Raw genomic sequence first — 12,383 nt, forward strand, 5'->3', positions numbered from 1 at the left:
ATTTTTCGGTGCGCCGATCCGGGACATGTCCCGGCGATCCGCCTGCTTGACCCGAAGGCCCGTTTCACATTCGCAGGTGGGATCGAGAACAGATGGCGGAGCGGGAGGGATTCGAACCCTCGATACGCTTTTGGCGTATACTCACTTTCCAGGCGAGCGCCTTCGACCACTCGGCCACCGCTCCGCATGCACTGGTAAGGCGGGCGCCCTAGCCTGCGTTGCAGGGTTTCGCAAGCCGTCTCGGCATGCCATCACGCTCTCGATGCGAAAATTCTTTTCAGCCCTCGTGGTTTCCGCCCTTTTGTCCGCTCCGGGCATGGCCCAGGACGCCCCCGCAGCGCGAACGCCGAACGATATCGTCGCGGGCGCACCGGCCGGGGACTGGGTGAGGATCGCGCCGTCCGACCTCCTGGTCATGGACCTCGCCCCCGATCCTTCCGGCCAGGCGCGGCGGGTGGTGATCCAGCTGATCCCGGCGCCCTTCTCGCAAGGCTGGGTCGGGAATATCCGCAGGCTCGTGGCGGCGCGCTGGTACGACGGGATTGCAGTCGTGCGGGTCCAGGACAACTACGTGGCGCAATGGGGCGATCCCGAAGGGGAGAACCCGGCGAAGGCCAAGCCACTGCCCAAGGGCCTCGCGGTGGTGCGCGAGGATTATGCGGCGAAGGTCAAGACCTCCGTCCTTCACCTCGACAAGGCCGGAAGCCGGGACAGCGCCCGGCTCGACCTTGTTCTGGAGGACGGCGGCAGGAAGACCGCCCGGCCCATGCTCGGCGACCGGGACGCTTATGCCCAGCGCACCTTGTTCGTCGATGGCTGGCCGGCGGCCATGGGAGAGCGCGGGCCTGCAGATAGCGCAAGCCCCGCCGGGAACCCGGACGTCTTTTCGCAGCGAGAGGCCTCGCTCTGGCCGATCCACTGCTACGGCTATGTCGGCGTGGGCCGGAACAACGCGCCCGACACCGGCACCGGCGCCGAGCTTTACGCCGTGATCGGCCACGCGCCGCGACAGCTCGACCGGAACGTGGCCATTGTCGGCCGCGTCATCTCGGGCATCGAGAACCTCTCCGCCCTGCCGCGCGGCACCGGCGAGATCGGTTTCTACAAGACGCCTGCCGAGCGCGCGGCGATCCGCTCGGTTCGCCTGGGCAGCGAGGTGCCCGGCCTGCCCGCTTATGAATATCTCTCCACCGACAGCCGCAGCTTCGCCGCCTATGTGGACAAGCGCGCGAATCGGCAGGACGATTTCTACGTTCATCCCGCCGGCGGGGTAGACGCCTGCAACGTGCCGGTGCCGATCCGCGAGGCAGCACAGTGACCCTGACCGAGCAATTCGACCACACCGGCCTGCTCTGGCGCTGGACCGGCGGCGCCAACAGCGGCCCTGGCACTTCCTCACTATCGAGGGGGCGGCGGGCGAGGCCCTTTCGGGCACGGCGGTGATGCGCAAGCTGGAAGGCACGGCCCGCGGCTTCGGCTCGCTGAAAGTCAGGGCGCGGATCGGCGAGACGCATTTCGCCACCTCCGTTTTCCCCAGCAAGTCGGACGGAGGCTGGCTGCTGCCGGTGAAAGCCAGCGTGCGCCGCGCCGAAGGGCTGGCGGAAGGCGACGAGGTGGAGGTCAGCCTGGAATACTGACCTCCCTCGCAGCCGTCAGATGCGGGAGGCTTCCGCTACCGCCTCGCTGGCGCGCAAGGCGCTGACGATGCGGGTAAGGTGAGCCAGGTCGCTGACTTCCAGGTCCACCTCGTAGGTGCCGAAAGGCTCGTCGCGGTGGACCATCTGCAGATTGGTGACGTTGGCGCGGTTGGTCGCCAGGATCTGCGTCACTTCCGCCAGCGTGCCAGGACGGTTGTAAAGTACCAGGCTCAGGCGGCCGACGGCGCCCGTGGTGCGTTCCCCCCAGGAGAGGTCCAGCCAGTCCACATCGGCGCCATTGGCCAGGGTGAGGCAGTCGATCGCATGGACTTCCACCTTGTGATCGGGACGGCGGATGCCGACGATGCGGTCTCCGGGGACGGGATGGCAACATTCGCCCAGCTCGAAGCCGACGCCGGGCGTGAGCCCGCGGATCGAGATCGCACGCTCGGTATGAGCCCATTCGCCATCGTCGGGGAGTTCGGCGGTACTGCCCGGCACCAGCGCCTCCATCACTTGTCGGTCGGTCAGGCGGGCGGAGCCGATGGCAAACATCAGGTCTTCCTCGTCGCGCATTTCCAGGCGCTGGATGGCGCCGTCGATGGCCTTCTTGCCGATGCGGCCCGGCAGGCGGCCGACGATCTCGTCCAGCAGCTTGGCGCCGATCTCCGAGACTTCCTGCCGCTCCTTGGCGCGAACCGCGCGGCGGATCGAGGCGCGCGCCTTGCCGGTGACGACGAAGCCCAGCCACGAGAGCTGCGGCTCGGACGTGGGGCTCTTGATGATCTCCACCACGTCGCCATTGGCGAGCTGGGTGCGCAGCGGCATGTGGCGCCCGTTGATCTTGGCACCCACCGTGGCATTGCCGAGATTGGTGTGGACGGCATAGGCGAAGTCCACCGCCGTCGAACCCTTGGGCAACTGGAACAGCGCGCCCTTGGGCGTGAAGGCGAAGATGCGATCCTGGTAGATCGCCATCTTGGTATTTTCGAGCAGTTCCTCGGCATCGTGGCTGGCATCGACAATCTCGATGAGGTCGCGCAGCCAGCCGACCTGCCCGTCGGGACGGGAACCCCCCTGCTTGTAGGCCCAGTGCGCCGCCAGGCCGAACTCGTTGAGGCGGTGCATGTCGCGCGTGCGGATCTGCACTTCCATCCGCATCGAACGCTCGAAGATCAGCGCCGTGTGCAGCGACTGGTAGCCGTTCGACTTCGGCGTGGAGATGTAGTCCTTGAACCGCCCGGGGATCATCTGCCAGGTCTGGTGCAGCACACCGAGCGCCTTGTAGCATTCGTCGACATTGTCCGTCAGGACGCGGAAGGCCATGATGTCGGTGATCTGCTCGAAGGTCACATGGCGCTCGGCCATCTTGCGCCAGATCGAGTAGGGGTGCTTTTCGCGTCCCGAAACCTCGACATTCAGGCCCGCTTCCGCCAGCGCCTGCTTGATGGACAGCGCGATGGCGTCGACCTGCCCGCCTTCCTCGCTGCGGATCTGCGCGAGACGGCCGGTGATCGTGGCATAGCCCTCCGGCTCCAGCTGCTCGAAAGCGAGCATCTGCATCTCGCGCATATATTCGTACATGCCCACGCGCTCGGCCAGCGGGGCGTAGATATCCATGGTCTCGCGGGCGATGCGGCGGCGCTTGTCCTCCTTCTTGATGTAGTGGAGGGTCCGCATGTTGTGCAGCCGGTCGGCCAGCTTGACGAGGAGGACGCGCAAGTCCTCGCTCATCGCGAGCAGGAACTTGCGCAGGTTCTCGGCCGCGCGCTCGTTCTCGGTCATCACGTCGATCTTGGAGAGCTTGGTGACGCCGTCCACCAGCCGGGCCACGTCCGGGCCGAACAGCTTCTCGATCTCCTCGATCGTCGCCAGCGTGTCTTCCACGGTATCGTGGAGCAGCGCGGTGATGATCGTCTGCTGATCGAGCTTCAGCTCGGTCATCAGGCCCGCCACTTCCACCGGATGGCTGAAGTAGGGGTCGCCCGAGGCGCGCTTCTGGGTGCCGTGCTTCTGTACGGTATAGACGTAGGCACGGTTGAGCAGGGCCTCATCGGCCTGGGGCGCGTATTCCTTCACGCGTTCGACAAGTTCGTACTGGCGCAGCATTCCCGGACTTCATGTCAGGATTTTTCGCGGCGCGGCAAGAGGCCGAGTCTTCACATGCAGATTATGCAACGAAACTGTGACATTGGCACCACCTCGTTTTCGAGCGCGCGACGGCGAGTATGACGCCGGCGGGCGAGCAATCGATTCCATCGGAATTCCCCGGTGTCTGCGGTTAAGCCGCGAGGAACATGACCTGCGGCACCATCGCGCCGGGACCGCGCCGAACCCTGGAAAGAGATTTTCCGGCGTCTGGAAGCGCCGGAGCCGCCGTCCCTCCGATTCGAAAGCACGAGAGGCAGCCATGGCGAGCGAAATGGAAACGGCGATCTATGCGGCCCTGCTGGGCATGACCGATTCGGAGCTGGTGGAGGCCGCTCTGCTGCCGCCGCGTCCTTTCGCCCCCGATCACCTGCCGCGCGCGCCGCGCCTGCGCACCCTGATCAGTGCCACGCTGCTGCGCGACATGCTGCCCGCGCAGACCATCATCGTCCGCAATGTCTCCGAACGCGGCATGTGCCTTGCCTGCAAGGGCGATTCCGGGAACGGCGGCTACAAGGCCCTGCCGCTCGGCGACGAGATCGTCTGCATCCGCCTGCCCGAGAATGTCGAGCATCTTGCCCAGGTCCGCTGGGTGGAAGGCCATGCCTTCGGGGTAGAGCTGTTCTGCACGCTGGATGTCGAAGCGCTTGGCGCTGCCAATCGGCGGCGCAATGTCCACTTCCTGCATATGCTGGAGCCGGACGGTGCCGCGACGGCGATGGGCGACGGGGCCGTCCGGGATCAGTAGTACTTGAAGGCGGTGATCACCCCGCCGCGGGTGTCGCACTTGAAGGTCTTCTTCACCGTCTTGGTGGTTCCGTCCTTCTTGCGCAGCACGACATCGACGAGTGCCCGCACCGAGGCGCGGTCGTCGCTCTTCTTGTCGGTGTCTTCCACCTGGCGCATTTCCACGTCCACCGCGCCTAGCTTTGCGCCCCGGGCCTTGGCCTCGGTCATGCAGGCGGCCACGGCCCGGTCGCGCGCATCGGCTTCGGAAGGGACTGCAGGGGCCGCAGGGGCTGCCGGTGCCGCGGGCGGCGTCGGATCCTGGCTCCAGGCACGCGGCACGATGGCACAGGCCAGCAGGAGGAAGCTGGCGCCGCTGAAGACTTTCCAAGACTGATCCTGCATGAGCCTCTCCCTCTCGCTGCCACGGCGGCAACGAGGGAGGATCATGCGCGCAGGATGGCGGCTACCCTATCGGGGCAAATACCGAGACGGCCTGATGCCTTCCCCTATCGCCGGCCACCGGCCGAGCCCCCTATCGGCCGGGGTGGACCAGGCGCCCGAACGAATCAGGCGCCTGAGCCGGTCAAACACTCGGGCCGATCAGGCGCCCAGGCCGATCAGGCAATGGTCGGCAGGATGCCGCCCTCGGCCCGGATCGCCGCGCCATTGGTGACGGCCGCCAGCGGGCTGGCCAGGAAGGCGACCATGGCGGCAACCTCGTCCGCCTCGATCAGGCGGCGAATCAGCGAGAGCGGGCGCAGCTTGGTGAAGAATTCCTCTTCGCGCTCCGCTTCCGAGGCGTCCTTGTTCTCCACCACCGAGCGGATGAACTCGACGATCCCTTCCGACCGCGTGGGCCCCGGCAGCACCGAGTTCACGGTAACCTGCGTGCCGCGCGTGGCGTCCGCCATGCCGCGCGCCACGGCCAGCTGCGCCGTCTTGGTCATGCCGTAGTGGACCATCTCACCCGGCGTCATCAGGCCGCTCTCGCTGGAGATGAAGATCACCCGCCCCCAATCGCGCTCCAGCATGCCCGGGAAATAGTGGCGCGAAAGCCGGATCCCGCTGAGGACGTTGACGTCGAAGATCTCGCGCCATTCCTCGTCGGTGATTTCCACGAAGGGGCGCGCCTCGTAGATGCCCAGGTTGTTGACCAGGATGTCCACCTGGGGAACCGCCTCCGTCAGCGCCCTGGCCCCTTCGGCCGTCGCCGGGTCGGCCAGCACGGCACGCACTTTGCCCAGCTGGCCCACCGTCTGGGCAGCGGCGTCGAGCTTGGCCTGGTTGCGGCCGGTGACGATGACTTCGGCGCCTTCCGCCGCCAGCTTCGCGGCGATGGCAAGGCCGATGCCGGCGGTCGATCCGGTTACGAGCGCAGTCTTTCCGGCGATCTTGAGATCCATGAAGCTATCCTTCTTGCAAACTTGCGGTGTCGGGGCGCTAGATAGGGGAAAGAATGAAAGCCGATTAGGACCGCTTCAAGCCGGTCAGTTTTGCTTGCGGCGCACAGATGCGGTCAGGACCAGGTGGCTTCGGGCGGCAGGCTCATGAGGATCGCGTCGATATTGCCGCCGGTCTTCAGGCCGAACAGCGTGCCCCTGTCGTATACCAGATTGAATTCGGCATAGCGACCGCGCCATTCCAGCTGCACGGCCTTGTCGCCGGCGGTGAAGTCCATGCCCATGCGCCTGCGCACCAGGCGCGGGAACACCGCCAGGAAAGCCTCTCCCACGGCGCGGGTGAAGGCGAAGTTCGCCTCCCATCCCGCCGCGTCGGCGCATTCGAGGTGATCGTAGAAGATGCCGCCGACACCGCGATGGACCTTGCGGTGCGGGATGTAGAAATAATCGTCCGCCCAGGCCTTGTAGCGGTTATAGTAGCCCGCCCCGTGCGCATCGCAGGCCGCCTTTAGCTCGGCGTGGAATTCGTCCGTATCCTGCGCATAGGGGATCGGCGGGTTGAGATCGGCGCCGCCGCCGAACCAGGCCTTGGTCGTCGTGAGGAAGCGCGTGTTCATGTGCACGGCCGGGACGTGAGGATTGGCCATGTGCGCGACCAGGCTGATGCCCGTGGCCGAAAAGGCGTTCTGCTCGGCCGAGGCGCCGTTGATCGTGCCGGCAAAGTCCTTCGACAGTGCCCCGACGACGGTGGAGACGTTCACGCCGACTTTCTCGAAGACCTTGCCCTTCATCAGCCCGCGCGTGCCACCGCCCGTCTCGGCACCGGCCTCGCCTTCCCCGCGGCCCTCCACTGCGGCGCGCTGCCAGGGGGTATATTCGAAAACCGCCGAAGACCCCGCCTCCCGCTCGATCGCCTCGAACTCGGCGCAAATACGGTCGCGCAGGGTTTCGAACCACGCGCGGGCTCGGCAGGTTTGGTCATTCCAGTCTTGGGCAATCCAGTCGGTCATCGCATTTCCTCTTCCGCCGGGCGCTTGCCAAATCGCACGGCCTGCGGCAAGGGAAAGCCATGGTTCCCTTTTCGTTCCTTTCACAGGAGTTGCAACTGGTCCCGCCGCCCGCCGGGTCTCCGGCCGGTTCCGGGGCCGCGCGGGGCGCCGCGCTCTACTGGCCGCGCGAACAGGCGCTGCTGGTGGCGGACCTGCACCTGGAAAAGGCCAGCTATTTTGCCCGGAGCGGGCAGATGCTCCCTCCCTACGACAGCCGCGAGACGCTGGAACGTATCGCGCTGGCGGTACGGCAGACCGGCGCGCGCCGGGTTTTCGCGCTGGGGGACAACTTCCACGACAGCAAGGGGACCGAGCGGCTCGATCCCCATGCCGCCGGAATGCTGGGCGCTCTCACCCGCGCGCTCGACTGGGTGTGGATCACCGGCAACCACGACCCCCATCTCGGCAGCGAGGCTGGCGGCACGCGGGTAGAGGAAATCGAGGTCGCGGGTATCGCCCTGCGACACGAGGCGCGGCCGGGTACCACCGGCCCCGAACTGTCGGGCCATTTCCACCCGCGCCTGATCATCAACGCCCGCGGCCGACGAATCGCGCGGCCTTGCGTGGTCCACAGCGGCAATCGATTGATCCTGCCTGCTTTCGGCGCCCTGACGGGCGGCATGGACGCTGCCGATCCGGCGATCCTCAAGGCCCTGCAACCCGCGCGCGAGATCGACGCGATTCTCTCGGCAAAGGACCAGCTGCTGCGCTACCCCCTCTGGCGCGCGGCCGCCTGAGTACCTATATGCACTTTCGGTCGATCCGAGGGCCGAACAGAAACGGCCATCCGGTCGTTGTTTGCGGCACCGGCCCACTATCGGGCGTGAGCCCGGACAAGACACTTTAGGCGTCCTATAGATTTCCTTGAAATCGTGCTTTGCGTGTCGACGCGATTCGCATTAATGACGCCTCCACTCGCCTAGCGACAGAAACGATTCAGGAGAACGCTTATAGCACCCCCACCCCGGCGCATGATGACGCCACCGGTCAAGAGTGGCCCGCGCTACAATAACATGATCCAGTCGGACAAGGTCCGGGTTATCGACCAGGACGGCGAGAACATCGGCGTCATGTATACGCGCCAGGCGATCGAACAGGCGGCCGAAGTCGGCCTCGACCTGGTTGAGGTCTCGCCCAACGCGGATCCGCCGGTGTGCAAGTTCCTGGATGTCGGCAAGTTCCGGTACGAGGCCCAGAAAAAGGCCAATGCCGCGCGCAAGACCCAGAAGACGCAGGAGATCAAAGAGATCAAGATGCGTCCGAACATCGACGATCACGACTACGACACGAAGATGCGCAACGTCCATCGGTTCATTCTCGATGGCGACAAGGTGAAGGTCACCCTGCGCTTCCGCGGTCGTGAGCTTTCGCACCAGCAGCTGGGCATGAACCTGCTGCGCAAGGTGCAGGAAGACGTCGCGGACATTGCCAAGGTTGAAGCCTATCCGCGCATGGAAGGCCGCCAGATGCTGATGGTGCTTTCGCCCAAGTAAGCATTCGGCCCGTCATTCACGGCAAAAACACGAAGAGCGCGCCGCAAGGCGCGCTCTTTGTCTATGGGCCGCATGTTGTTTCTGGGCCGCATGGTCATGGCCGTCCTGATGACGAATGACCGGGATCAGCCGTGAACCACGCCCGGCTTCCCGGTTCTCAGCCCTTCCACTCCCGGCGCTCTTCCGCTGCGCGCAGGACTTCATAGGCTAGCTGGTAGGTCTGGAACGCCTTGGCCGCCTCGGGATCGTTGGGCTTCACATCGGGGTGCACTTCCTTGGCCTTCGTCCGCCAGGCCCTGCGCACCGCATCGAACTCCGCATCGGGATCGAGACCCAGCGCTTCCAGCGCGCGCAATTCGTCACGGCTGCGCGAACCGTCGCCGGAGCCTCCCCAGCCATAGTGCGCCGATTCCTTGAATCCCGCGCTCTCGGTGCGCTCGTCCGATTCCCGGCGCGCTGCCTCTTCGGCGTCGAGCCCGGCGAAATAGTCCCATCCCGCGTTGTATTCCGCGGCATGCTTCTGACAGAAATACCAGCGATCCGGACTGTTCGGGCTCTTGGGCGCGGGGCAATTGCCCGGCTCGGTGCAACCATGCCGATCGCACAGGCGCACTTGCGCAGCCTCGCGCGAGCTGCCGTAGCTGCGCCAGCGCGGGAAACCCCAATCCATCGATCGACCTGCGCGACTCATTCGAAGGGCGATACCTGCCGACCCGAAGCCAATGCAAGTGCGTAAGGCTCAAGGTCCATGCGGGAATTCCGGTTCCAGCCGGCCCGGCAGCCTGGAAACCCTCGGATCCCTCATGCAAAAGGCCCGGCTCGCCATCGCGAACCGGGCCTTCTTCACATCTTGCGACCGAGAGATCAGTCTACCGTGACGGTAACCGCGCGGCGGTTCTGGGCCCAGGAGGCTTCGTCCGAACCCAGAGCGATCGGGCGTTCCTTGCCGTAGCTCACGGTGTTCAGGCGCGAGGCGTCGATGCCCAGGCTGATGAGGTAGTTCTTGGCCGCATTGGCGCGGCGCTCGCCCAGGGCGAGGTTGTATTCGCGGGTGCCGCGCTCGTCGGCATGGCCTTCGATCGTGGCGCGCTTGTTCGGGTACTGCTGCAGCCACTGGGCCTGCTTCGACAGCGCCGCCTGGTCAGCCGAATCGACGGTATCTTCGTTCAGCTGGAAGTAGATGGTGTCCGAACCCATCATGCGGGCCACGAAATCGGCCTGGCTGCCCGGCTGCGGGCCGCTGGGCGGCGGCGTGGTCTGGGTGGTGGTGGCCGGGCCCGGCTCGGGCGGCAGTTCCTTGGGCGCCTTGGACGCGCAAGCCGACATGGCAAGAGCCCCGGCGAGGAGGAGCATTGTCGATCCGGTCTTCACATGACGGGGGTACATGAGGGCAGGCATGAGGCAATCTCCTATCGTGCGCAGCCAATTATGAATGGCCTGCGTAGTTTGAAGTTCCGATTAATTTATTACCCTGTCAACCTGAACGAACGCCCCGTCTTGGGCACGTCGTCCAGGCAGATCTGACAGGGCGCTGGTCTCAGAGGGTAATCAGGGGCGAACGGGGCCCCATGCCGGGTCCGAGGCACCCACCGGGGTCGGCAGCCTGCGCTCGTTGCGGCCGGTGAGATCGACCTGCCAGATGGAGGCCGTTCCCGCCGTCTTCGCGGTACGGAAGAACTGGATGATGCGGCCGTTGGGCGACCAGGTCGGCGCTTCGTCCTGCCACGAATCCGTGAGGTGGCGCATGCCGCCGCCGTTCGGGTTCATGACGGCGATGCGCAAGTTGCCGGCAACATGGGTGAAAGCGATCTGGTCGCCGCGCGGGCTCCACTCGGGCGTGGCCGAGCGGCCGCCGAAGAAGCTGATGCGGCGCTGGTTGGAGCCATCCGCGCCCATCACATAGATCTGCTGGTTGCCCGAGCGGTCGCTCTCGAACACGATCTGGCTGCCGTCGGGCGAATAGGACCCGCCGATCGAGATGCCCGGCGTGTTGGTCAGGCGCTGCGGCGTGCCGCCGCCGGCCGACGAGATGCGATAGATGTCGGTATTGCCGCCCGAAGCCATCGAATAGAGCACCCACTTGCCGTCAGGCGACCAGCGCGGCGCCATCGTGGGGTTGCCGGTCCGGGCGATCAGCTTCTGGGTGTTGCTGCCCAGGTCGTAGACATAGATGCTCGGCTGCCCGTTGAGGTAGGACAGATAGAGGATCTTCGAATAGTCCGGCGAATAGCGCGGGGTCAGCGCGGTGGACTGGCCGCTGGTCAGGTAGCGGTGGTTCGCGCCGTCCGAATCCATGATCGCCAGGCGCTTCATGCGGTGGTCCTTGGGACCGGTCTCGGCGATATAGGCGATCTTGGAATCGAAGAACGGGCTCTCGCCCGACAGGCGCGAGTAGACCATGTCGGCGCACTTGTGCGCGGCGCGGCGCCAGTCCGAAGGCGGAACCTGCCAGCCGCCCTTCACGAGCTGCTGCTTCAGCGCCACGTCGTAGAGATAGCAGCCCACCGTGAGCTGGCCGCCAGCGCCGGCACGGACATAGCCCTGCACCAGCATGTCGGCGCTGCGGGCCGACCATACCGGAAAGTCCGGGGTCTGGATCTGGGCATAGGCCGGCTGCGGCAGACCGTCCGGGCCCGAGGGCTTGAACAGGCCGTTGTTCTTGAGATCCGCGGCGACCACTTGCGACAGCGCCCGGCCGAGTGCGGCGGTGGAGCCGGCATTGGTGCCGGTGGGCACGTCGGCATCGGTCGCGAAGGTGGTGATGGCGATGCCGAGGTCCTGCCAGTCGCTATCGTCCGAGACGGTCACCTGAAGGCCGCCATCCTCGTCGGCAGGCGCGGCAGGCGCGCCGGGCGCCGCGGGAGCGGGCTGGACGGGCGTTGCCGGCGGGGCGCTCTGCGCGAGAGCTGCCACGGAACCGGAAAGCAGCAGGCCAAATGCAGCAAGGTGGATGATCTTTTTCATTGCGATAGCCTTCTGTCGAAGTTGGTCGTGATGACCTTCCAACCGTTGTAGAGGTCTTCCGGCAGATTGAACGGGGCGGCAAGTTTCACGGCGCGGATCGCCTGTTCCTGGTGCCGCTGGACTTGCGCCGAGTTGGCCGCGTTCTGGCCGGTCGTGCGCAGGACCTGCGGCTCCCCGTCGAGGCTGCCATCCTTGTTGAGGCGGAAGCGCACGGTCGTCACCAGAAGTTCCGCATCGGCGCCTTGCGGGGCCGCCCAGTGGGGCTTGAGCTGGCGGCTGATCGCGCCGTTGAGCGCGGAAACCGCTGCCGGGCCGAGCGCCGCGGCCGGCTGTCCCTTGCCCTGCGTCGAGGTGGCACCCGAAACGCCCGACAGGAAGTCGGCGCCGACGCGGCTGCCGCCTGCCTTCTTGGGCGGCGTGGTGGCCTTGCTCGCGGACGAACCGGGCTTGCCCACGATCCGGTCGATCGCGCTGTCACGGCTGGCGGGCGCCTTGGGTGCGGGCTTGGCCGGAGCCTTCTTCGGCGGCGCGGGCTTTTCGGCGGGCTTCGGCGGCGCCGGCTTGGGGGGCGCGGGCTTCGGAGCAGGCTTCGGAGCGGGGCGGGGCGCAGGCCGAGGTTGGGGCGGCTGCGGGCGCGGCGCGGGCGCCGGCGGCACCGGCGCGGGCTGCGGCTCCGGACGGGGCTGAGGCTGAGGCTCGGGGGCTGGAGCGGGAGCCGGCGGCGGGGCCGCTTCGCCCAGTTCCGGCGCCATGTCCGGCGCGGCCTGGCTATAGGGGTCGGGCGAGGTGGACGTCATGCCCACCTGATCGCTCAATGTCACTTCGATGCGCTCAGGCGGCTTCACCACCTCGTTCTGCGCCGGACGCAGCACCATCACCGCCAGCACCGCCACATGCAGTGCGACAGCCAGCGTAAGGCCCAGCCCTTCGTCCTTGCGCAATCCCAGCATTGCCATCGTGCCA

At 66.3% G+C, this 12,383-nt stretch carries 13 protein-coding genes and 1 tRNA gene; 5 read left to right on the forward strand and 9 right to left on the reverse strand.

The features are described from left to right. Positions 1–93: 93 nt before the first annotated feature. Positions 94–184, reverse strand: a tRNA-Ser gene (locus AB4Z00_RS02285). Between the two features lie 132 nt (positions 185–316). On the opposite strand from AB4Z00_RS02285, the gene AB4Z00_RS02290 reads away from it, so the two are divergent. Together AB4Z00_RS02290 and AB4Z00_RS02295 are read left to right on the forward strand one after the other, a co-directional pair. After that, positions 317–1,318 (forward strand): peptidylprolyl isomerase, encoded by a 1,002-nt coding sequence (locus AB4Z00_RS02290; protein WP_442044779.1) that lies wholly within the window; start codon positions 317–319, stop codon positions 1,316–1,318. Positions 1,319–1,400: 82 nt separating this feature from the next. Further along, complete coding sequence (locus AB4Z00_RS02295; protein ID WP_442045065.1) at positions 1,401–1,637, forward strand: DUF1905 domain-containing protein; 237 nt, start codon at positions 1,401–1,403, stop codon at positions 1,635–1,637. Between the two features lie 15 nt (positions 1,638–1,652). On the opposite strand, the gene AB4Z00_RS02300 is transcribed toward AB4Z00_RS02295, so the two are convergent. Continuing rightward, positions 1,653–3,746, reverse strand: a complete 2,094-nt coding sequence (locus AB4Z00_RS02300) for a RelA/SpoT family protein (RefSeq protein ID WP_132268535.1) — start codon at positions 3,744–3,746, stop codon at positions 1,653–1,655. Positions 3,747–4,047: 301 nt separating this feature from the next. Between AB4Z00_RS02300 and AB4Z00_RS02305 the strand changes: the two genes are divergently transcribed. Continuing rightward, a complete protein-coding gene (locus AB4Z00_RS02305) occupies positions 4,048–4,533 on the forward strand; it encodes a hypothetical protein (protein WP_442044781.1) in 486 nt (161 codons plus the stop codon). On the opposite strand, the gene AB4Z00_RS02310 is transcribed toward AB4Z00_RS02305, so the two are convergent. The 3 genes from AB4Z00_RS02310 to hemF form a co-directional block, all read right to left on the reverse strand. Beyond that, positions 4,527–4,916, reverse strand: coding sequence for a hypothetical protein (locus AB4Z00_RS02310; protein WP_134094008.1), 390 nt, complete (start codon positions 4,914–4,916; stop codon positions 4,527–4,529). The two genes, AB4Z00_RS02305 and AB4Z00_RS02310, sit on opposite strands and share 7 nt — an antisense overlap. A 215-nt stretch (positions 4,917–5,131) precedes the next feature. Further along, positions 5,132–5,917: an SDR family NAD(P)-dependent oxidoreductase gene (locus tag AB4Z00_RS02315; protein WP_442044784.1), complete on the reverse strand. Its 786-nt coding sequence runs from the start codon at positions 5,915–5,917 to the stop codon at positions 5,132–5,134. Positions 5,918–6,030: 113 nt separating this feature from the next. Then, positions 6,031–6,924: an oxygen-dependent coproporphyrinogen oxidase gene (gene hemF, locus AB4Z00_RS02320; RefSeq protein WP_442044786.1), complete on the reverse strand. Its 894-nt coding sequence runs from the start codon at positions 6,922–6,924 to the stop codon at positions 6,031–6,033. Positions 6,925–6,983: 59 nt separating this feature from the next. On the opposite strand from hemF, the gene pdeM reads away from it, so the two are divergent. Together pdeM and infC are read left to right on the forward strand one after the other, a co-directional pair. Further along, positions 6,984–7,700 (forward strand): ligase-associated DNA damage response endonuclease PdeM, encoded by a 717-nt coding sequence (gene pdeM, locus AB4Z00_RS02325; protein ID WP_442044788.1) that lies wholly within the window; start codon positions 6,984–6,986, stop codon positions 7,698–7,700. A gap of 234 nt (positions 7,701–7,934) precedes the next feature. After that, positions 7,935–8,456 carry a translation initiation factor IF-3 gene (gene infC, locus AB4Z00_RS02330; protein ID WP_132268524.1) on the forward strand — a complete coding sequence of 174 codons (522 nt, stop codon included), beginning with the start codon at positions 7,935–7,937 and terminating at the stop codon, positions 8,454–8,456. Between the two features lie 157 nt (positions 8,457–8,613). On the opposite strand, the gene AB4Z00_RS02335 is transcribed toward infC, so the two are convergent. The 4 genes from AB4Z00_RS02335 to AB4Z00_RS02350 form a co-directional block, all read right to left on the reverse strand. Further along, positions 8,614–9,147, reverse strand: coding sequence for a J domain-containing protein (locus tag AB4Z00_RS02335; protein WP_132268522.1), 534 nt, complete (start codon positions 9,145–9,147; stop codon positions 8,614–8,616). Between the two features lie 173 nt (positions 9,148–9,320). Next, positions 9,321–9,809, reverse strand: coding sequence for a peptidoglycan-associated lipoprotein Pal (pal, locus tag AB4Z00_RS02340; RefSeq protein WP_132268775.1), 489 nt, complete (start codon positions 9,807–9,809; stop codon positions 9,321–9,323). Between the two features lie 195 nt (positions 9,810–10,004). Then, entirely contained in the window at positions 10,005–11,420 is a 1,416-nt protein-coding gene (tolB, locus tag AB4Z00_RS02345; RefSeq protein WP_442044790.1) for a Tol-Pal system beta propeller repeat protein TolB, read from the reverse strand. Further along, entirely contained in the window at positions 11,417–12,376 is a 960-nt protein-coding gene (locus tag AB4Z00_RS02350) for a hypothetical protein (protein WP_442044792.1), read from the reverse strand. Before AB4Z00_RS02350 ends, tolB begins: the two co-directional genes overlap by 4 nt. Between the last annotated feature and the right edge of the window lie 7 nt (positions 12,377–12,383).

The organism is Novosphingobium sp. YAF33 (assembly GCF_052113265.1).
Taxonomy (GTDB): Bacteria; Pseudomonadota; Alphaproteobacteria; order Sphingomonadales; family Sphingomonadaceae; genus Novosphingobium.